The organism is Paracoccus versutus, from assembly GCF_000763885.1.
GTDB classification, from domain to species: domain Bacteria; phylum Pseudomonadota; class Alphaproteobacteria; order Rhodobacterales; family Rhodobacteraceae; genus Paracoccus; species Paracoccus versutus.
The window spans coordinates 28,242-48,689 of record NZ_JRKO01000039.1; the positions used below are offsets into that span (position 1 = coordinate 28,242).

The following is a 20,448-nucleotide window of genomic DNA, read 5'->3' on the forward strand; positions in this document are numbered from 1 at the left end:
CTCCTAGCAACGAATCTGCTGCGGTTCAGTAGCGGTAACTACAGCTCGCTATCCTGTTGCCTTAGGAAAGATTGTATAAATGCTGGGGTTGCTCACGCCACTTGGTCATCAGGTAAAGTTGTCATACTATGCAGCCTGAAAGAATTCCCGCCCCGGATGGTGGCATGCGTGATGGCAGGGTAGCCGACCGGGGATTTTACCAATCTGATTGACGCCTATGCGGGACGCAATTGTCGGGATGAGCGGCGACAAAGGCCGTAACGGTCACGCAATTTGTTGCCACCGCCGAAACGCGAGCTAGATCCTGAAACTCCACCCCCCAGCGGCTGGCGTTGTAGATCTGCGGGATCAGCACGCAATCGGCCATGCCCGGCCTGTCGCCATGGCAGAACCGCCCGGCAAAGCCCGGATGGTCCAGCAGCCGCTCGACGGCCTCCAAGCCGCGGGCGATGTTCTCGCGGTTCCAGGCGGTGCGCGCCTCGGATCCGGCCAATGCCTCCACCCGCGCCAGCACCCCCAGATTCGAGAGCGGATGGATCTCGCAGGCCACCGCCAGCGCCAACGCCCGGGCATGCGCCCGCGCCGCCGCGCCTTCGGGCAGCAGCGCCGGCTGCGGCCGGGTTTCCTCGAGGTATTCCAGGATCGCCAGCGACTGCGTCAGCCGCAGCCCGTCGATCTCCAGCACCGGCACCAGCCCCTGCGGGTTCAGCGCCAGATGATCCGCGCGCCGCTGCTCACCGGCCACCAGATCCACCGCCACCCGCTCATAGGCGATGCCCTTCAGCGCCAGCGCGATCCGCACCCGGTAGGATGCGGAAGAGCGCCAGTAGTCGTGCAGCACGACCGTCATGGCAGCGCAGGCAGGACCTGCCCGGTGCAGGGGCCGAAGCCGATGCGATAACCCTCGCCCCGCGCCTGGGCGAACAGCCCGATCTCGTCGCCGTCCTCGATGAAGGTGCGGGGCGCGCCATTGACCGTGACCGGCACCTTGCCGCCCCCGGTCATCTCCAGCAGCGCCCCGGTCTGCTCGCGCTCCGGCCCCGAGATCGTGCCCGAGCCCAGCAGGTCGCCGACCCGCATCGGGCAGCCGGAACTGGTGTGATGCGCCAGTTGCTGGGCGCTGGAGTAATACATGACGCCGTAATTCGTCCGCCCCATGACCTGGCCGTTCATGGTCCAGCCGATCTCCAGGTCGTAAAGCCCCGGCCGCCGCTCGTGCAGATAGGGCAGCAGCGGGTTCGCCCGCTCGGCACCCGCGCAGCGAAACGGCTCCAGCGCCGCCTGGGTCACGATCCATGCGCCGATGGTGGTGCCAAGCGCCTTGGACTGGAACGGGCCCAACGGCTGGTATTCCCAGGCTTGCACGTCGCGCGCCGACCAGTCGTTCAGCAGCACATAGCCGAAGATCGCCTGCTCTGCGTCCTCGACGCTCAGGCGCTGGCCCATCACGCTGTCCGCGCCGACGATGGCGCCCAGCTCAAGCTCCAGGTCCAGCCTGCGGCAAGGCGCCCATTCCGGCCCGGCCTCGCCCTTCAACTGACCCATCGGACGGCGGATCGGCGTGCCCGAGACCACGACCGAGGACGCCCGCCCGTTATAGCCGATGGGCATATGCGTCCATTGCGGCGGCAGGGCGTTCTCGGGACCGCGAAACAGCACGCCCACATTGAAGGCATGGTTCTTCGAGGCGTAGAAATCGGTGAACTCCGTGACCCGGATCGGCAGGTGCAGTTGTGCCTCGGCCATGGCGACCAGCGGCAGGCTGCGGTCGCCCTCCTCGGCCAGAAGCGCGGTCAGCCGGGCGCGGATCTCGTCCCATTTCGCCCGCCCCAGCGCGATGAAATCGTTGAGCCCCGGCTGCGCGAACGTGCCGCCCGCATCGACCAGCCCGCGCGCCTCGCATTCGGCCAGGTCGAGGATCATGTCGCCGATGGCCACCCCGCAGCGCGGCGCATCGCCCGACACGGAGAACACCCCATAGGGCAGGTTGTTCAGGGGAAACGGGCAATCCGCCTGATTGGCGCTTTCGAGCCAGGACCGCAATAGAGCCACAACCGGCCTCCTTCTTTCTTGTGCAAATATCCCCGGCCCCCGGCCTTCGACCTTGGGGCCTCACTTGACGCCGGGCGTTCCGTCGAACTTCTTCTCGAGCCGGTCCCAGACCTCGATGTAGTCCTGCTGCATCGGGGCCTCGCGGGCGGCGAATTCGGTGAGGTGCTGGGGAAAGCGGGTCTCGAACATGAAGCTCATGGTCTCCTCCAGCTTCTCGGGCTTCAGTTCCGCATTGCTGGCGCCCTCGAAGGCGTCGCGGTCGGGGCCGTGCGGCAGCATGCAATTGTGCAGGCTGATGCCGCCCGGCGCGAAGCCCTGCGGCTTGGCGTCGTAGATGCCGTAGATGTTGCCCATCAGCTCGGACATGATGTTCTTGTGATACCAGGGCGGGCGGAAGCTGTGCTCGGCCACCATCCAGCGCTCGCGGAACAGCACGAAGTCGATATTCGCCGTGCCCTCCTGTCCCGAGGGCGCGGTCAGCACGGTGAAGATCGACGGGTCGGGATGGTCGAACAGGATCGCGCCCACCGGCGAGTAGGTCCGCAGGTCGTATTTGTATGGGCAGTAATTCCCGTGCCAGGCCACCACGTCCAGCGGCGAGTGGTCGATCCAGGTCTCGTGGAACTGGCCGCACCACTTGATGACCACGCGGGACCGGACCTCGCGATCCTCGAAGGCCGCCACCGGGCATTTGAAGTCGCGCGGATTGGCCAGGCAGTTGGCGCCGATGGGGCCGCGGCTGGGCAGATCGAACTTCTGGCCGTAATTCTCGCAGACGAAGCCCCGGCAGGGACCTTCCAGCACCTCGACGCGATAGACCAAGCCACGCGGGAGAATGGCGATCTCCTTCGGCTCCAGGTCGATCACGCCCAGTTCGGTGCAGAAGCGCAGCCGGCCCTCTTGCGGGACCACCAGCAACTCGCTGTCGGCCGAGAAGAAATATTCGTCCTGCATCGAGCGGGTAACCAGGTAGACATGCGACGCCATGCCGACCTGGATGTTCACGTCGCCGGCCGTGGTCATGGTGCGCATGCCGGTGATCCAGGTCAGCTCCTCCTCCGGGACCGGGATCGGGTCCCAGCGATACTGGCCCAGGCTGACGATGTCGTCGCGCAGGTTCGGCGCCGTCTTCCAATGCGGCAGCTCGATCGCCGCGAAATCGCCGGTATGGCGGACCGAGGGCCGGATGCGATAGCACCAGGTCCGCTCGTTCTGGCCGCGCGGCGCAGTGAAGGCGGTGCCCGACAGCTGCTCGGCGTAAAGGCCGTATTCGCATTTCTGGGGACTGTTCTGGCCCTGCGGCAAGGCGCCGGGCAGCGCCTCGGTCTCGAAGTCGTTGCCGAAGCCGGGCATGTAGCCCGGATGCGTGCCGGTGGCAGTCGCGGCCCGCATCATCCCCACTGGAAGATCATGGGTCGTCATTGCAACTCTCCTGCATATTCGTTGGGATTGCAACGATCATACTGTTGCATATGCAACGATGTCAACGGCGATCTGCGAGCGGCGCGCGCTTGTTGCAACCGCAATGAATTTCTGCTGTGTTGCGCGCAGGAGGCACGCATGTCGTTCGATCTGGACCAGTTCCTGCCCTATCGGCTCAGCGTCGCGGCAGCCCGGATCAGCCGCCGCTTCGCCGCGCTCTACGAGGCCGAGGCCGGGCTGACCGTCCCCGAATGGCGGGTGCTGGCGCATCTGGACAAGGCGGGCGCGGTCAGCGTGCGCGACATCACGGCGCGGGTGAACCTGGAGAAATCCATCGTCAGCCGCGCCGCCACGCGGCTGGAAACGGCGGGGTTGGTGCGGAAATCCGGCCATAGCACCGACCGGCGGCTGGTCGCGCTGGAACTCACGCCTGCGGGCCGGGCGCTGATGCAGCGCCTGGGCCGCATCGCCGAGGATTTCCAGGCGGAGCTGCTGGCCGAGTTGGGCGACGATGCCGCGGTGCTCGGACGGGCGCTGACCCGGCTGACCGGAACGGAAGTGTGATCTGCTATCGTCCTGATCCAACCGATCCGGCTTGACAGATCCAGATGGTCCAGCGGTTCCTCGGTGGATGCTTTCAGGTGATATCGCCGAACTCCACTCGAAGAGGCAGCCATCTTGACGGTCACGGCAGAAACATCGGTCCATTATGGTGTCCAAGCCATGTGGGCGGATGGTGGAACTTCAGGCAGATCAAGAGGATGTCCGGCTGCAGCCCGATCTTGTAGCCGGACCTGCTGTATTGAGCGATCTTGCTCGTGAAACCTCCTCGCGCGATGCAAAATCACGGCCAATGCCAAGTCACAGGATCAGCCTGAGATAACGATGATCCCGTCCCGCACGCTTACCGGCACGGCATCGAGGCCGCAATCCGCGCCCTCGACCACATCTCCCGAGCGAATGTCAAAGCAGGCGCCATGAGCGGTGCACATCAATTTGGTTCCGTCTGCCGAGACCAACTGGTCGCCGCGATAGTCGAGCGGCAGATACTGGTGCGGGCAGGCATTCACATAGGCCAGCAGTTCATCGCCGACGCGGACCACCAGCATCGGGAACGAGCCCCTGTCGGTCGTCACGGACAGCGACAGGATGCCCTCGACTTGCGCTTCGGCGCAGACTGGCGTGCCGGCGGCAGGGGCGGATGAATAATCGGTCCAGGCCATCGAACGATCTCCGACAGAAACCTGCCTGCAAGCGCAGGCAGGTTGCGCGGTACCGATTTATTCGGCGGGGTCGGCGCTGAGAACGCCACGGCGGATCTGGTCCTCCTCGATGGATTCGAACAGGGCGCGGAAATTGCCCTCGCCGAAGCCGTCATCGCCCTTGCGCTGGATGAATTCGAAGAAGATCGGCCCGATCACGGTTTTCGAGAAGATCTGCAGCAGCACCCGCGTCATGCCGCCGCCCACGACGCCTTCGCCGTCGATCAGGATGCCGTGCTTCTTCATCCGCTCGATGGGTTCCTGATGCCCCTTCACGCGGCGATGCGACATCTCGTAATAGGTATCGGGCGGCCCCGGCATGAATTCCATCCCCGCCGCCGCGATGGCGTCGGTCCCGGCATAGATGTCCTCGCTGGCGATGGCGATGTGCTGGATGCCCTCGCCCTTGTATTCGCGCAGATATTCCTCGATCTGGCTGTGATCGTCGGTGCTTTCGTTGATCGGGATGCGAATCTTGCCGTCGGGCGAGGTCAGTGCGCGGCTGACCAGGCCGGTCTGCTTGCCCTTGATGTCGAAATACTTGATCTCGCGGAAATTGAACGTGTCGTGGTAGAACTTGTACCAGGTGTCCATGTTGCCGCGGATGACATTGTGGGTCAGGTGGTCCAGGTAGTAGAAGCCGAAGCCCTCGGGGCGCGGGTCCGCTTCGGCCAGCCAGTCATAGTCGGCCTCGTAGGCGCTGCCCTCGTCGCCATAGCGGTCGATGAAATAGAGCAGCGAGCCGCCGATGCCATGGACCGCCGGCGCCTCGATCGACTTGCCCTCGCCCGTATATTCCCGCGCGCCCAGCTCAAGCGCCCGCTTCAGCGCCACCTGCGCATCGACGACGCGCCAGGCCATGGCCGGGGCGCAGGGGCCATGCTGGGCGACGAAGCCCGCCGCGTAGCTGTCGGGATCGGCATTCAGCAGATAGTTGATGTCGCCCTGGCGATAGAGCGTGATCTCCTTCGACTTGTGCTTCGCGACCGGCACGAAACCCATCTGGCGGAAGATCCGGTCGAGGATCTCGGGCTGCGGATGGGCGAATTCGACGAATTCGAAACCGTCGGTGCCAGCCGGGTTGGCCTTGCTGATCGTGGCCTTGGGGGCGTTGTGCGGGAAGGGTCCCATAATTTCCTCCTGTTCGCTTATGGGTGGGAATGTGACACAATGTCGCTGCAAGGGGGTTGCAAATTTGGTGAAAACTACCCCATATTTGCATGAAATAAGCGGAATCGGCCGAATTCGTGCGCGCAATGAGCCTTGATCAGTTTGACATCGCCATACTTGTTGCATTGCAGGCCGATGGCGCGATGACCAACGCCGCTCTGTCTGAGGTGGTGAACCTGTCGGCCTCGCAATGCTCGCGCAGGCGGGTGAACCTGGAACAGGCCGGGATCATCGAAGGCTATTCGGCGCGGCTGAATGCGACTAGGCTCGGCTTTGGGCTACGCGCCATCATTCGGGTCAATCTGTCCAGCCACGGCCAGCGGAAGGACGATGATTTCGCCCGCTTCGTCGCGGCGCATCCGCAGATCCGCGCGGCCTTCTCGGTCTCGGGGGATGCGGATTACGTGCTCGATGTCCGGGTGCGCGACCTCGAGGCGTTTTCGGATTTCATCCATCGTCAACTGTTGCCACATTCGCAGGTCGCGCAGGTGCGCTCGGAAATCGTACTCAGGACGTTGAAGGATGAAAAGGGCGTCGCGCCCGGTCTGGTCACGACGCCCGATTCAGGTTGATGCGAGATCAGGTCTCAGCGAGGCCGGCAGCGAAGCGGCGCCAGTTCGCAACATAGCTCGCTGCCGATTGCAGCAGGCTCTGGCGAGCGGCTTCGTTCAGGGTGCGGACCACCTTGCCGGGGCTGCCGATGACCAGGCTGCCATCCGGGATCTCCGTCCCCTCTGTGACCAGGGTACCCGCGCCGATCAGGCACCCACGCCCGATCCGCGCGCCGTTCAGGACCATGGCACCCATTCCGATCAGCGACCCGTCGCCAATGGTGCAGCCGTGTACGATGGCGCGATGGCCGATAGTGACGTCTGCGCCGATCCTGGCCGGAAAGCCCGGATCGGCATGGATCATCGCGTGTTCCTGGATGTTGGTGCGGGCGCCGACCGTAATCGGCTCGTTGTCGCCGCGCAGCACAGCGCCGAACCAGATGCCGACCTCGGGGCCGATGGTCACCTCGCCCACCACCGTGGCGGTGGGGGCGACCCAGAAGTCGCCCCCGTCCGGCAAGCGAGGCTGGCGGTCGTTCAGCCTGTAGATGCTCATCCCCGGACCCTCAGAACCTGTAGCCGGCGACGCGCGGCAGCCAGGTCGCCAGGTCGGGCAGCGCCATGATCGTCAGCATCCCGCCGATCATCAGCAGCACGAAGGGCGCGGCGCCGCGGATCACGGTGGACAGCGGGCTGCCGGTGATGCCCTTGATGACGAACAGGTTCATGCCGACCGGCGGGGTGATCATCGCCAGTTCCAGGTTGATCATCAGCAGCACGCCATACCAGATCAGGTCGATATCCAGGGCGATCAGCGCCGGCAGCAGGATCGGCGTGGTGATCAGGATGATGGCAATGCTTTCCAGGAACATGCCCATCACGAAGATCATCGCCATGACCACCAGGATGAACATCATCGGCGTCAGGTTCATCGCCACGATCAGTTCGGATATCTGGTTCGGCAGGCGGATGATGGTGATCGCATTGCCGAAAACCGCCGCGCCCGCGATGATGGCGAAGACCATCAGCGAGGTCAGCACCGTGTCGCGCAGGCACAGGCCCAGGTTGCGCAGCCCCAGGTTGCGATAGACCAGCAGCCCGACCAGCAGCGCATAGAGACAGCCGACCGCTGCGGCCTCGGTCGCGGTGAAGATGCCGAAATAGATCCCGCCCATCACCACCGGCGGCATCAGCAGCGCCCAGATCGACTTGTTCATCGCCGCCAGCACCGCCTTCCAGCCCGGGAAGGGCGCGCGGTCGATATCGCCGGACCTGCGGGCGCTGATGAGGCAGAAGACCGCGAAGACCAGGGCCAGCAGCAGGCCGGGAATGATCCCCGCCAAAAACAGCGCGCCGATCGAGGCATTGGCGACCACGGCATAGAGGATCATCGGCCCCGAGGGCGGGATCAGGATGCCCAGCGTGCCGCCCGCCGCGACCAGGCCAAGGGCGCTGCGCTCGGGGAAGCCATAGCGTTTCATCTGCGGGATGGCGGTCTGGCCAATCGACACCGCGGTGGCGACCGACGAGCCGGAGATCGCGGCGAAGATCGTGCAGCTGAGGATGGTCGCCACGCCGATGCCGCCCTTGACATGGCCGATCAGGGTATTGGCCATCTGGAACAGGTCATCGACAGCACCCGACCGGATCATCAGCTGCGCCATCAGGATGAACAGCGGAATGGTCAGCAGCACCGGGGAATTGAGATGCGCGAACACCGTGTCGGCGACGCTCTCGATCGAGCCTTCGGCGAAGAACAGCACCGCCGATCCGGTCAGCAACAGGGCCGCGAAGATCGGGATGCCCGACAGCAGCAGGGCGATCAGCCCGATGACGATCAGCAATCCGGTCATTTCGCATCCCCCAGGGCGGCGCGCAACAGGCGCATCAATGCGGCAAGGCCCAGCACGATGCTGCCGGGCACCATCGGCGCCTGCACCCACCAGATCGGAATCTCCAGCGGGCCGGTGGAATAGGTGCCGAAGTCGCGGTTGAAGATGACGGTATGCCAGGCCGACCAGGTCAGCATCGCCGCGCCGCCCATCACGCAGAGCGCCGCCCAGATCTCCAGCCCGCGCCGGGCCCGGCCCCGGGCCGAGGCGGTCAGGATGTCGACGCCGATATGCTGGTCCAGCAGCAGCGCGCTGCCTAAGCCGCAAGAGGCGATGGCGACCACCAGATAGCCGGTCAGCTCGTCCACCCCGTTCAGCGGCGCGCCCAGCAGATAGCGATAGAAGACTGCGACCACCACGGCGGCGAAGCCTGCCGCCACCAGCGCCGCCGAGACGGCGGCAAGCGCGTGGATCGGCCAGGCCAGCACGGTCCAGATCGAACCCTGCCCGATCCCCGCCGCGCCCTGTCCTTCGGACGGATGCGCCATCGTCATTTCACCATCCCGTCGACCAGCTTCAGCAGTTCGGTCACGTCCTCGCCGCCTTCCTCGATGAAGGCCGCGTCGAAGGCCGGCTGCATCACGGCGCGGATCGCCTCGTTCTCCTCGGGCGTGGCGACATGCAGAGCGACGCCCTCGGCCTCCAGCAGGCCGGGCGCGGCTTCCTCGGCGGCCAGCCCGTCCTCGACCGCCCAGGCGGCGGCCTTCCTGCCGGCCTCGTCCAGGGCCGCCCTCTGCGCATCGGTCAGCCCGTCATAGAAGGCCTGGTTCATGTAGCCGTTGAAGAAGACCGAGATGACCGGCGTGACGGTCATCTGGTTCTGCACCTCGTAATACTTGCGGGCATAGGCGGCGGCGACATCGGTGATGGCCGCGTCGATGACGCCGGTGGACAGTGCCTGATAGACCTCGGATCCTGGCATCGAACTGGTCGCCGCGCCCATCGCGGTCAGGCCGGTGTCGAAGGCCGGGTTCAGGCCGCGGATCTTGACGCCTTGGAAATCGGCGGGCGCCACCAGCGGCTCGTCGTTCGAGGTGAAGACGCTCATCCGGGTCTGGAACAGCCAGGCGATGTTCTTCAGCCGCTTCTCCTCCATCAGCCTCTCGAGATAGGCGGCGGGTTCCGAATCCGGCCAGTCGCGCCAGATCTCGGGGTCGCTGAAGGCGAAGGGGCGCAGGGTCACGTTCATCGCCGGCAAGGTCTTGCCCCACTGGAAGTTGACCGAGAAGGCGCATTCGAAGCTGCCCTTGGCAACCGAGGGGATGTTCTCTTCGGGCTTGGCCAAGGCGTTGGCGCCGAACAGCTGGATGTCCAGTTCGCCATTCGACAGCGTCTCGACCTCGGCGGCCCAGCGGTCGATAACCTTGGCGACCTCGTGCTGCGGCGGCAACTGGTGGCTGCATCGGATCGGCGTCGCCGCCATCGCCGGAAGCGTCGTGACAACGGCCAGGGCCGTGCCGGCCAGAAGGGTGCGTGCGTTCATGTGGGTTCCTCCTCCCCTGTGTTTGTTGTCCGTCAGGCCGCGCCAGCCTGCCAGCTCATTCCCTTGGGCGGCCCGGCCTGCGCCAGGCTGCCATGCAGCGTCTCGTCGGGCATTTCGCGCGACAGGATCTCGCGGATGGTGATGACCTGTTCCAGGTCGATGCCGGTGCGGATGCCGGCGGTCTCGAACAGATAGACGAGATCCTCGAAGACGACATTGCCGGTAGCGCCCGGCGCGAAGGGGCAGCCCCCAAGACCCGCCAGCGAGGCGTCGAAGACCCGAGCCCCGGCGTCGTAAGCCGCCAGAGCATTCGCCAGGCCCATGCCGCGGGTATCGTGCAGGTGGACGACATAGGGCCGGTCGCCCATCAGCGCGGTCATCCGGCGGCACAGGTCGGCCATCTGGCGCGGCCCGCCATAGCCGACCGTGTCGGCGATTCCAACCAGATCGACGCCGGCCGCCAGGCAAGCCTCGGCCAGCCGCTCGACCTCGGCGGGATCGACGGCGCCCGACAGCGAGCAGCCGGTCGCCATGGCGATTCCCACGTTGATCAGCGTCGCCGACCCTGCCTCGTCGCGCAGGCGCACGGTGTGGGCGATCTCGGCCAGCGACTGTTCGCGCGGGCGGCGGGCATTGGCCAGGTTATGCGCCTCGGTCGCCGACAGAACCACGGTCAGTTCCGTCACCCCGGCCGCCAGCGCGTCGCGGGCGCCGCGTTCGTTCAGCACCAGGCCCAGCGAGTGCGCGCCCAGGCCGTTGACCAGGCCGGTCAGGTCGCGGACATCGGCGAATTGCGGAAAGCGGTTGGCCGGCAGGAACGACCCCACCTCGAAATGGCGCACGCCGGCGGCATGTTCGCGGCGGATCCAGTCGGACTTGGCTTCGGTCGAGGGGAAGCTTTTCGTCAGTTGCAACCCGTCGCGCAGCCCGACCTCGCGCAGGATCACCCGGCCCGCCGGATAGACGCGCGTCACATCGCCGGCCATCACGCCTTCTCCATCTGCGGCAGGGATGACAGGATCTCGGCCGTGTGCTGGCCGATGGACGGCAGGTCGGCATTGGCCGGCACCGGCGCCGCGCCATCGACCGAGAAGGGCAGTCCCGGCGCGCGGAAATCCTTCTTGTCGGCGTAATGCGACCAGATCAGCCCGCCGGGGCGCGTGACATGCGGGTCGTCATACATCTCGGCCGGGCGGGCGATGGGGGAACACAGTAGCGCGGCGGCGTCGCAGACGGCCAGCAGGTCGGCATAGTCGCGGCCGGCCACCGCCTTTGCGACGATAGGCAGGGTCCAGTGCCGCGCGGCGATCTGGTCGGGGCGGGTCCGCAACCGCGGGTCGGACAGCAGCGGTTCCAGCCCCAGCACGCGGCACAGCGCGGTCCATTGCGTTTCGGTGACGGCGCCCAGGAAGATCTGCCGACCGTCGCGGGTCTGGAAGATGTCGTAGACCGGCCACGAGAAGATGCGTTCCGGCATCGGCGGGCTTTCGGTGCCCTCGATGTCGAACTGCACCATGTGCTGTGCGACCAGCAGCAGGCAGTTCTCGAACAGGCCCGAGCGGACGATGCTGCCCTTGCCATCGCGGCCCCGGGCGATGACCTGGCCCAGGACGCCATAGGCCGCGAACAGCCCGCCCATGATGTCGTTGGCCGAGGATCCGATCCGCAGCGGCCGCCCGGTCGGCCCGGTCATATAGGCCATGCCGGTCATCATCTGCACCAGCTCATCCATGGCCGCGCGGTTTTCATAGGGGCCTTCCAGGAAACCCTTGCAGGATGCCACGATCAGCCGCGGGAAGCGCTGGCGCAGGCTTTCGGGATCCAGGCCCATCTTCGCCAGGCTCTCGGCGCGGAAATTCTCGACGAAGACATCGGCGGTCGCCAGCAGACGGTCCAGGTCGGCGCGGCCCTCGGGCGCCTTGATGTCCAGCACCACGGATTTCTTGCCGCGGTTGAAGGTCGGAAAGAACCCCGCCCCCATGCCGGTCAGGTTGCGAGTCTTGTCGCCCTCGGGCGGCTCGATCTTGATGACCTCGGCGCCCAGGAAGGCCAGGAACATCCCGCAGGACGGTCCCATGACCATATGGCTCATCTCGACGACGCGGATGCCGTTCAAAGGCAGATTCATCGATTTCTCCCATTTCTCTCGGTGCGGAGGTTGCCAAGCATCAAGGCATCGGACAAATAGAAGATATAGATCTACGATATCTGTAAATCAGATGGATGGTCATGAATGCCGCTGAGCCTGCGCCAGCTTCGCTATTTCGAGCATATCGCCCGCACCGGCGTTATTGGCCATGCCGCCCAGGATCTGGGCGTCGCGCAATCCGCGCTGAGTCATCACATCGCCGAACTCGAGGCGCAGCTGGGCGTGCGCCTGTTCAACCGCCGGCCGCGCGGCGTCGCCTTGACCCCGGCGGGTGAGCGGCTGCACGAACATGCTCAGGCGATCCTTGCCGCGTTGGAGCGTGCGGAAGCGGATGTGCGCGATTTTACCGAACAAGCGGTCGGGCCGTTCGTGCTGGGTCTCTGCCATACGGCGACTGAAGTTGCGGCGCTGACGATCATGCAGAAGGCGGCCGAACGGTTGCCGGGCATGCACCTGACCATCGTCGAAAGCGTCAGCGGCAACCTGTTGGCGATGCTGCTACGGGGCGAGATCGACTTGGCCGTGGCCTATCATCCGCCGGACGATAGCCGCTTCGACGCGACGCCCGTCCTGAACGAACACCTTTATCTTATTGGTCTTCCGCAGATGATCGGGCGACAGGATACGCCGATCTCCTTCGAGGAGATCCCGAGGGGCAAGGTGCTGGCCTTGAACTTAGTGCGATCCTCGCGGTCCATCGTGCACAGCCAGTTCCTGCGCCGGCAGATCACCCCGCATCCGCGACTGGAGATCGAATCACTTAGCGCGCTGATCCAGGCGATGCGGGCCAGCCTGGGCTGTGCGATCCTCGCCCGTGCCACGGTGGCCGGAGAGCTTGTGCAGGGCCACCTGCATGCGCGCAGGATTAAAGATCCCGAACTGACCCGGACGCTTTATCTCGTCGTTCGCGCAAACCAACCGCGGCGAAGGGTCGATGACGAGATGCGCAAGCTCATCTCCACAATCTTGGCCGATACCGTGGCTGAAGGTCGGTGGCCAGGTGAGCATCTGATGAGTTCTGCGTAACCTGACTTGCCTAAGAAAATTGCTGTTGATAGCAACTTCGAACAGATTTTTATGCCCGCTCCAGGCGCCAGTTCAGCGGCATGGAGATCGCGCCGATGCGCAACAGCGTCTGTTGCAGAATAACCTGATAGACGCTGTTGCGGGCCTGCGCCGCCACCTTGGTCGCCGCGCGTGACGCCTTGTCCCGTCAGAACATGCACGGTCCTGGACAGCCTTCGGGCGCTTCTTGATCTTAGCCATGTGGCGATGCGCTGCCATCAATTGATCGCCCAAACCGGCAATACGAGGATTTCCACACCATTGTCATCGACGCGGAACGCTCGATCACCGAATCGATCCAAAAAGGTGATAAAATCGGAGGCGACACCATGATGTTTCAGCGCGCCGATCCGACCCAGATCATCAGCAGCACTTGCGGCCACAGCCCGATGCGGTTTGTCGATCTCGGACGGAACCAGCCCGACTTTCGAGGCTGCGTTTCGCGATCACCCGCGACAGCAAATATGACAGGGCTTTCGGTTGAGCGGTTTTCCGAATGTTTCGTCGCAGGCTGCGGGCTTTGCCGTATGTAGGGAATCTGGCCGAGACCCGGCACGCTGCGAAACCACCGCCTCCAGGATCTTGGGCCGGGTCGACCAGCTTGTCCACCCTAAACCCCGCTGCCCTGCTGTCCCATCGTGGGGCTGTTACCGGTGGGTCATCTGGGCTGACGGGGCAAATGCTGGGCGATATCAAGAAAACGGCTGGCAAGGCGCAAACTCATCCAGTGTCCAAGTTCCGCAGGGTACTGGGAGGGAGGCTGAATTCGTCCTGTCCTTGTTGCCAACGCGGCCACCCCGAGACCGGATCGGGATGCTGACGGCAGTCCGTTTTTGCGACGAGTGGACAAGGGGACTCGTCTCATGGGAAGGCACCTTCCGATCAGCGCCGGAGCCGAGGAGCCGGTCCTGTGCCGCTGGCGGTGGCCCTTGGTCTTGTGCCATGGGCTGCGATCTGACCATAGTGTCAACCTCTCACATCGACATGGCAGTCGGGTCTTCTAGGACCGATTCCGGACAGGAAGGGCTGGTCAGCAGCTTGCCCCGGTTCATGATCCCTGCCGGGTCCAGCCCGTGCTTTATGCGCCGCATGACGTCGCGCTGTTGGGGGCTGCGGCTGTGCCCTAGCCAGTCCCGCTTCAGCAGACCGATGCCGTGTTCGGCCGAAACCGTGCCGTGCCATTGCCGCACCAGCTCGAAAACCGGCTGTTCTATGTCGTGATCCGTATCGCCCGCCTCTCTCGCCACCAGCAGATGCAGGTTGCCATCGCCGACATGGCCGAATTGCAGGGTTCTGCGGTCCCGCAGCACCCCGGCCACCGCCTCGGCGAAATGGCCCACCACAGGGGGCGGCAGCCCGATGTCGAAGCTGAGGTGCGGCCCGAAGGATCGGTGCAGTTCCGTCACGCTTTCGCGGATCTTCCACAGCGCCGCCGCATCCGCCCCGGATCGGGCAACGGCGCCGTCCTCGACCCGGCCGCTTTCCAGCATCTCGGAAAGCCAGGCATGGAACCCCTCCGCGCCCGCGCCGCTGCGATGGGCGGCCTCGACCAAGACATAGAAGCCCTGCCGTCCGGCCAGCGGCGCGCGGCACAGCGCGGCCTCGTCGCAGACATGGGCGAAGAAATCCGGCCACATCCCCTCGAAGGCCACCAAGCTCTCGCCCAACTGGGCCCGCGCGGCTTCCAGCAGCGCAAAGGCGGCCTCGTGGTCTCGCAGGCCCAGCAGGGCGGTTTCGGTATAGGGCATTGCGTGTTTCAGGCGCAGGCAGACGCGGGTCACGATGCCCAGGGTGCCTTCGCTGCCGGTGAAGAGATGCTTCAGGTCATAGCCGGCATTGTCCTTTTCCAGCCGTTGCAGATCGTCGATGACCGTGCTGTCGGCCAGCACCACTTCCAGGCCCGCGACGTGGCTGCGCGTCATGCCATGCCGGATGACGCGAATCCCGCCGGCATTGGTGGCGACCGTGCCACCGATCGTCGCAGTCCCCCTGGCGCCGATGTCAACGGGATATTCGAGGCCCGCGGCCAGCGCCGCCTCCTGGATCACTTGCAGGGGCGTGCCCGCCCATGCCGTCAGGGTCATCGCCCTGCGGTCCAGATGGATGATGCCGTTCATCCGCTCGGTCGAGACGACTACGCCGCCGGCATGGGCGCAGGCGCCCCCCGACAAGCCGGTGCGCCCGCCTTGGGGCACGATCCCGACCGCATGGCGGTTGCAAAGCCGCACCGCCGCGGCAAGCTCATCGACCGAGGCGGGGCGCAGCACGGCAAGGGGCATCCCGCCCGGCTCGCCCGAGGCATCGTCCCTGTAGCGTGCCATGGCGTCCGGGTCGCAGATCACCACCTCGGCAGGAAGTTCCCTGCGAAGCTCGCGCAGGATTTGAAGGGTCGTCATATGCGGCTCCATCGGTGGCTTTATCGGTTCGGCTTTGCGGGCCGCCCGGTGGCGGACGGCCCGCCGCGGCGGCGTCAGGCCGATTGTGCCGGGGCCCGCGCTTCGGACCGGCCCAGCAGCGCCATGGTCACCGCACCGATGGCGACGAAGGGGATGATCGCGGCAAGCACGCCCGCGGTCCCGCCGCCGCCCTGCAGGATCACACCGGCGGCAAAGGGACCGATGATCGAGCCGACACGCCCGACCGCCAAGGCCGCTCCCACGCCGAAGCCGCGGATCTCGGGCGGGTAGAGCATCGAGGTCACACCGTTGAGCGAGAACTGCGCGCCCATCAGGAAGAAGCCGACGACGGTCACGCTGGCCAGCAGCGTGGGAAGCGTCGCCGTCAGCGCCATGCCCAGGATCCCCGCCAGAAGACCGCCGTAGCAGAGCGGCAGGATGAACCTGTAGCCGTGCCGGTCGATCAGCCAGCCCATCGTCACCGGCCCTAGAACGCTGGCGATGTTGAAATAAAGCGCCGCCATCTGGCCATCGACCACCGTGAAGCCGCGGGCGTGCATCAGGCTCGGCAGCCAGTTGAGCATCATGTAGAGAACGCCCGAGGTCAGGAAGAACACGACCCACAGCAGCAGGGTGGCCCGGCGCCGCTCGCTGAGCAGCCGGACGACGCTGCCCCGCTCGGCGGCCTCCGCCGGACGCACGGGCCGGTGGTTCGGCACCAGCATCAGCAGGAACATCAGCGCCAGCGGCAGGGCGCCGCCCAGAACGAACAGCGACTGCCAGCCCAGCCGCTGCATCATCACGGCCGCGAACAGCGACACGACGGCCCCGCCCAGCGGCATTCCCGCCAGCACCACGGTGACGGTCTTGATCCGGTGCCGCGCGGGCGCCGCCTCGGCCGCCAGGCCGATCACGTTGGGCAGGGCCGCACCGATCCCGAAGCCGGTCAGCGTGCGGATGACAAGCAGGCTGTTGAAATCGAAGGCGACGATGGTCGCCAGGGTGCCCGCGCCGAACAGGAGCGTCGAGAGCAGCAGCGCGTTGCGCCGCCCCCAGATGTCGGACAGCCTGCCGCCCAGCACCGCGCCGAACACGCCGCCCACTTGGGCAATCCCGAAGATGATCCCCGACTGCGCCGCGTCGATGCCAAGCGCGGGCATCAGCACCGGCGCCGCCACGCCGAGCGCCTGGATGTCGATGCCCTCGAGCACCATGATCAGGATGCAGGTCGCCACCAGAAAGACGAACTGTCCGGTGGATCGGGGTGCCGTATCATCGGGCGGCACCCGCGTGATTGTGTAGCCCATGGTTCTCCTCCCTTGCGTGAATTGTCGGATGGCCCTCCTGCGTGCCGCTATCGGCCCCTTGCGCGACTCTCGGCTCGCGGTCCTCCCCGGCCTCCCCCGGAGGCGCCTCGTAGCGCGCCATTCGTTGCGCCAGTTCGGCGCGGAACGCCGCCACCGCCCGGTCCTTGACGTGGCCGAAGCCGCGGATCTCCATCGGCAAGGCGGCGATGGCGGTGGCCTCGGCCAGCCGGTCCGCGTCCAGCCCGGCCAGCAGCCGGTCGAGCACCTGTTCGTATTCGCGGATCAGGGCGCGTTCCGTGCGGCGCTCCCCGGTCCGGCCGAAGGGGTCGAGGGGGGTGCCCCGCAGTCCCCGGAACCGGGCGAGCACCCGAAAGACCGGCATCATCCAGCCCCCGAACCGCAGCTTTCGCGGCGCGCCCGTGGCCTTGTCGCGCCGCGCCAGCAGGGGCGGGGCCAGATGGAAGGACAGTTTCAGATCGCCCTCGAACTGCTCCGTCAGCGCCTTGGCGAAGCTGCCGTCGGCATAGAGGCGCGCGACCTCGTATTCGTCCTTGTAGGCCATCAGCTTGAACAGCGACCGGGCGGCCGCCTGCGTCAGCGCGCCATCGGCCGAGATCCGCGTCTCGGCCTCGCGCACGGCGGCAACCTTCGTCAGGAAGCGGTCGGCATAGGCGCAGTTCTGATAGGTGGCCAGGAATTCGGCCCGGCGGGCGATGATCCGGTCCAGCGTCTCGGCCTGGGGCTCCGCTCCCGCCAGTCCGGTGATCCGCATGACGGCATCGGCATCGGCGGCAAGCCTGCGGCCCCATTCGAAGGCCATCCGGGTCATCGCCACCGCCGTGCCGTTCAGGTCGATGGCGCTGTCGAAATCCGCGCGGTCGAAGGCGATCCAGCCCCGCTGCCAGGCATAGCCGACCATCATCAGGTTCGAGCCGATGGCGTCGCCCAACAGCCGGTCCGCCAGCCGGGTGAAGGGCAGCGCCGCGACCCGCCCCGTGCCCACCCGGTGCTCGATCCGCCGGCCCAGCAGCGTGGGATCGACAAGCGCGTTGCGGTCCTGCGTGAAATCCCCGGTGATCGGCGTGTCGGAATTGACCAGGACATGGGTCCGCCCCGGATCGACCGCCGCCATGATGTCGCGGCCGTTGCCGACGATCTGGTCGCAGACCAGGATCAGGTCGGCGCCGCGGGCCGGGATGCGTAGCGCGGCAATCGGCCGGTCGGCGATGGTGATGTGGCTGGCGACCGCGCCGCCCTTCTGCGCCAGCCCGACCTGGTCCATGACGCCCGCCTGCCGCCCGCCGATATGGGCCGCCATCGCGACAAGCGCGCCGATGGTCACGACGCCGGTGCCGCCGATGCCCGCCACCACCGTCCGCTGGATCGGGGGCGGGGGGGCGGCGGGCGGCTTGTCCAAGACGGGAAGGTCCTCGAGCCGGGCGGCGCTGCGGGTCTTGCGCGGCGTGCCGCCCGCGACGGTCACGAAGCTGGGGCAGAAGCCAGTCACGCAGCTGAAATCCTTGTTACAGCTGGACTGGTTGATGCGCCGCTTGGTGCCGAAGGCGGTCTCAAGCGGCTCCACCGACAGGCAGTTCGACTTGGCCGAGCAGTCGCCGCAGCCCTCGCAGACCAGATCGTTGATGAAGACGCGTTCGGCCGGTTCGGCCAGCTTGCCGCGCTTGCGCAGCCGGCGCTTTTCCGTGGCGCACATCTGTTCATAGACGATGACGCTGACGCCGGGACGGGTGCGCATGTCTTTCTGGACGGCGTCCATCTCGTCCCGGTGCGCGATCCGCAGGACCTGGCCGCGCAGCGGGTCGGCGGCGCCGTAGCGGCCGGGCTCGTCGGTGACCAGGATGACATCGGTCACGCCTTCGGCCCTGACCTGGGCGATCAACTGGCCGACCGACAACTCGCCATCGACGGCCTGGCCGCCGGTCATCGCCACGGCGCTGTTGTAAAGCAGCTTGTAGGTCAGGTTCACCCCCGACGCGACCGCCTGCCGGATTGCCAGGATGCCCGAATGGAAATAGGTGCCGTCGCCCAGATTGGCGAAGACATGCGGCTCGTCCGTGAAGGGCGCCAGGCCGACCCAATGCACCCCCTCGCCGCCCATCTGGCAGAACGAGGAATGGCGCGGCCGTCCCAGGGCGGCCATGCCGTGGCAGCCGATCCCCGAATAGGCGCGGCTGCCGTCGGGCAGGACGGTGGACCGGTTGTGCGGGCAGCCGGAACAGAAGAACGGCTTGCGCACCACCGGCGGCAGGGCGTATTCGGCCAGGTCCGCCAGTTTCCGGCCGGTCCCGGCCATGTCCCGCGGCAGGCCCGGCAGCACGCGGCCCAGGGCGGCGGCGATGGTTTCGGGCGACAGATCGCCGGTCTGCGCCATCAGCGGCGCACCAGTCCCGTCCAGCTTGCCGAGGATTGCCGGGGCGTCCGGGCGGCCATAGAGGATGTCCTTGGCCTGCCGTTCCAGGAAGCCCGCCTTCTCCTCGACCACCACCACCGTGTGAAGGCCCGAGGCGAATTCCAGCAACCCCTGAGGTTCCAGCGGCCAGATCATCGCGGGCTTGTAGAGCGCGATCCCCCGTTCGATCAGCGCGGCCTCGTCCAGACCCAGCGCGTCAAGCGCATCGCGCAGGTCCAGCCAGCTTTTCCCGGCGGCCAGGATGCCGATGCGGCTGGACGGGCGGCGCCCGAACGACTGGTCCAGGCGGTTCGCCCGCACATAGTCCAGCACCGCCGGCAGGCGGATGTCATGCACGCGGCGTTCCTGTTCCAGCGGCGTGTCGGGCCAGCGGCTGTGGACGCCGCCCGGCGCCGCGATCGGCGGCAGGACCGGCGCGAAGCCCTCGCGGCCCGTATCGACGACTCGGGTCGCGTCCGCGATGTCGGTGACGATCTTCAGCGCGACCCAGGATCCGCTGTGCCGCGACAGGGCAAAGCCGTGCAACCCGTATTCCACCACCTCTGCCGCATCCGCCGGATAGAACAGCGGCACATGCAGGCTGGCCACGGTTTCATCGCTCGAGCAAACCACCGTCGAGGATTTCGCGACGTGATCGTCGCCCACCGCCAGAACCACGCCCCCGAAGCGCGACGAACCCTGATAGTTGCCGTGCCGGATGGCGTCGGCGGCCCGGTCAAGCCCCGGTCCCTTGCCGTACCAAAGCCCGAAGACGCCCTGCACGCGGGCCTGCGGCGTCATGTCGATCTGCTGGCTGCCCGCGATGGCGGTGGCGGCCAGTTCCTCGTTCACGGCGGGCCTGACCACGATGTCGCGCGTCTCGGTGAACTTGCGCGCCGAGGCGAAGGCCGCGTCCAGCGTGCCCAGCGGCGAGCCGCGATAGCCGCTGACGAAACCGCCGGTGCGCAGCCCCGCCGCGGCATCGCGGTCCGCCTGCACCAGCATCAGCCGGACCAGGGCTTGGACGCCGCTGATCAGGATGCGGCCCTCGCGCCGGTCATACCGATCCGATAAGGAAACCTGCGCGATTGTCATGGCTACTCTCCCGATAGCTGTGTCGGAGCAGAATAGGGAAGACGGCCCGGCCCGTTCTTGCGCCTTCTAGGCGGATTTCATGCCGATTTCGGCACAAGCGTTCCCTTGTCGCATCGCGCCGACGCTGCATCCGCCATTCCGATTCGTTCAGCCAGGCTTGATCCGCGCGTCTTTTCGGCGCGCAGCCGCAGCCATGC

General features: G+C 66.3%; 18 protein-coding genes. 3 read left to right on the forward strand and 15 right to left on the reverse strand.

What is annotated here, in order from left to right; genetic code table 11:
• Nucleotides 1-196: 196 nt before the first annotated feature.
• The 3 genes from maiA to hmgA are packed head-to-tail and all read right to left on the reverse strand — an operon-like array spanning nucleotide 197 to nucleotide 3,474.
• Nucleotides 197-850, reverse strand: coding sequence for a maleylacetoacetate isomerase (maiA, locus tag IT40_RS17415; RefSeq protein WP_036757832.1), 654 nt, complete (start codon nucleotides 848-850; stop codon nucleotides 197-199).
• Complete coding sequence (fahA, locus tag IT40_RS17420) at nucleotides 847-2,052, reverse strand: fumarylacetoacetase (RefSeq protein ID WP_084197244.1); 1,206 nt, start codon at nucleotides 2,050-2,052, stop codon at nucleotides 847-849. Before fahA ends, maiA begins: the two co-directional genes overlap by 4 nt.
• 60 nt (nucleotides 2,053-2,112) lie before the next feature.
• On the reverse strand, nucleotides 2,113-3,474 hold the full coding sequence (hmgA, locus tag IT40_RS17425; protein ID WP_036757834.1) for a homogentisate 1,2-dioxygenase: 1,362 nt from the start codon (nucleotides 3,472-3,474) through the stop codon (nucleotides 2,113-2,115).
• A gap of 138 nt (nucleotides 3,475-3,612) precedes the next feature.
• Here hmgA and IT40_RS17430 point away from each other — a divergent pair, with 138 nt between their 5' ends.
• Nucleotides 3,613-4,038 (forward strand): MarR family winged helix-turn-helix transcriptional regulator, encoded by a 426-nt coding sequence (locus IT40_RS17430; protein WP_036757835.1) that lies wholly within the window; start codon nucleotides 3,613-3,615, stop codon nucleotides 4,036-4,038.
• Between the two features lie 305 nt (nucleotides 4,039-4,343).
• On the opposite strand, the gene IT40_RS17435 is transcribed toward IT40_RS17430, so the two are convergent.
• Together IT40_RS17435 and hppD are read right to left on the reverse strand one after the other, a co-directional pair.
• A complete protein-coding gene (locus tag IT40_RS17435) occupies nucleotides 4,344-4,697 on the reverse strand; it encodes a Rieske (2Fe-2S) protein (RefSeq protein WP_036757836.1) in 354 nt (117 codons plus the stop codon).
• Nucleotides 4,698-4,754: 57 nt separating this feature from the next.
• Entirely contained in the window at nucleotides 4,755-5,867 is a 1,113-nt protein-coding gene (gene hppD, locus IT40_RS17440; RefSeq protein WP_036757837.1) for a 4-hydroxyphenylpyruvate dioxygenase, read from the reverse strand.
• A gap of 125 nt (nucleotides 5,868-5,992) precedes the next feature.
• Here hppD and IT40_RS17445 point away from each other — a divergent pair, with 125 nt between their 5' ends.
• Nucleotides 5,993-6,478: an Lrp/AsnC family transcriptional regulator gene (locus IT40_RS17445; RefSeq protein ID WP_036757838.1), complete on the forward strand. Its 486-nt coding sequence runs from the start codon at nucleotides 5,993-5,995 to the stop codon at nucleotides 6,476-6,478.
• 7 nt (nucleotides 6,479-6,485) lie between these two features.
• Here the strand turns inward: IT40_RS17445 and IT40_RS17450 are convergent, their stop codons facing one another.
• The 6 genes from IT40_RS17450 to IT40_RS17475 are packed head-to-tail and all read right to left on the reverse strand — an operon-like array spanning nucleotide 6,486 to nucleotide 11,960.
• Nucleotides 6,486-7,013 carry a gamma carbonic anhydrase family protein gene (locus tag IT40_RS17450; protein WP_036757839.1) on the reverse strand — a complete coding sequence of 176 codons (528 nt, stop codon included), beginning with the start codon at nucleotides 7,011-7,013 and terminating at the stop codon, nucleotides 6,486-6,488.
• Nucleotides 7,014-7,023: 10 nt separating this feature from the next.
• On the reverse strand, nucleotides 7,024-8,310 hold the full coding sequence (locus tag IT40_RS17455; RefSeq protein ID WP_036757840.1) for a TRAP transporter large permease: 1,287 nt from the start codon (nucleotides 8,308-8,310) through the stop codon (nucleotides 7,024-7,026).
• Nucleotides 8,307-8,843 carry a TRAP transporter small permease gene (locus tag IT40_RS17460; RefSeq protein ID WP_084197246.1) on the reverse strand — a complete coding sequence of 179 codons (537 nt, stop codon included), beginning with the start codon at nucleotides 8,841-8,843 and terminating at the stop codon, nucleotides 8,307-8,309. The genes IT40_RS17455 and IT40_RS17460 overlap by 4 nt, the downstream gene beginning before the upstream one ends.
• Nucleotides 8,840-9,832 carry a TRAP transporter substrate-binding protein DctP gene (gene dctP, locus IT40_RS17465; RefSeq protein WP_036757841.1) on the reverse strand — a complete coding sequence of 331 codons (993 nt, stop codon included), beginning with the start codon at nucleotides 9,830-9,832 and terminating at the stop codon, nucleotides 8,840-8,842. Before dctP ends, IT40_RS17460 begins: the two co-directional genes overlap by 4 nt.
• Nucleotides 9,833-9,864: 32 nt before the next feature.
• Nucleotides 9,865-10,818, reverse strand: coding sequence for a hydroxymethylglutaryl-CoA lyase (locus IT40_RS17470; RefSeq protein WP_036757842.1), 954 nt, complete (start codon nucleotides 10,816-10,818; stop codon nucleotides 9,865-9,867).
• The gene (locus tag IT40_RS17475; RefSeq protein ID WP_036757843.1) at nucleotides 10,818-11,960 is read right to left on the reverse strand and encodes a CaiB/BaiF CoA transferase family protein; all 1,143 of its coding nucleotides are present in this window, start codon (nucleotides 11,958-11,960) and stop codon (nucleotides 10,818-10,820) included. The genes IT40_RS17470 and IT40_RS17475 overlap by 1 nt, the downstream gene beginning before the upstream one ends.
• A 105-nt stretch (nucleotides 11,961-12,065) precedes the next feature.
• On the opposite strand from IT40_RS17475, the gene IT40_RS17480 reads away from it, so the two are divergent.
• The gene (locus IT40_RS17480) at nucleotides 12,066-13,007 is read left to right on the forward strand and encodes a LysR family transcriptional regulator (RefSeq protein ID WP_036757845.1); all 942 of its coding nucleotides are present in this window, start codon (nucleotides 12,066-12,068) and stop codon (nucleotides 13,005-13,007) included.
• A 257-nt stretch (nucleotides 13,008-13,264) separates the two neighbouring features.
• Here IT40_RS17480 and IT40_RS28775 read toward each other — a convergent pair whose 3' ends face one another.
• From IT40_RS28775 to IT40_RS17495, 4 genes are all read right to left on the reverse strand, one after another.
• Nucleotides 13,265-13,429: a hypothetical protein gene (locus IT40_RS28775; RefSeq protein ID WP_157034086.1), complete on the reverse strand. Its 165-nt coding sequence runs from the start codon at nucleotides 13,427-13,429 to the stop codon at nucleotides 13,265-13,267.
• Between the two features lie 591 nt (nucleotides 13,430-14,020).
• Nucleotides 14,021-15,442 carry an FAD-binding oxidoreductase gene (locus tag IT40_RS17485; protein ID WP_166436110.1) on the reverse strand — a complete coding sequence of 474 codons (1,422 nt, stop codon included), beginning with the start codon at nucleotides 15,440-15,442 and terminating at the stop codon, nucleotides 14,021-14,023.
• A gap of 74 nt (nucleotides 15,443-15,516) precedes the next feature.
• Nucleotides 15,517-16,749 carry an MFS transporter gene (locus tag IT40_RS17490; protein WP_036757847.1) on the reverse strand — a complete coding sequence of 411 codons (1,233 nt, stop codon included), beginning with the start codon at nucleotides 16,747-16,749 and terminating at the stop codon, nucleotides 15,517-15,519.
• Nucleotides 16,715-20,251: an indolepyruvate ferredoxin oxidoreductase family protein gene (locus IT40_RS17495; protein ID WP_084197247.1), complete on the reverse strand. Its 3,537-nt coding sequence runs from the start codon at nucleotides 20,249-20,251 to the stop codon at nucleotides 16,715-16,717. The genes IT40_RS17490 and IT40_RS17495 overlap by 35 nt, the downstream gene beginning before the upstream one ends.
• Nucleotides 20,252-20,448: the final 197 nt, after the last annotated feature.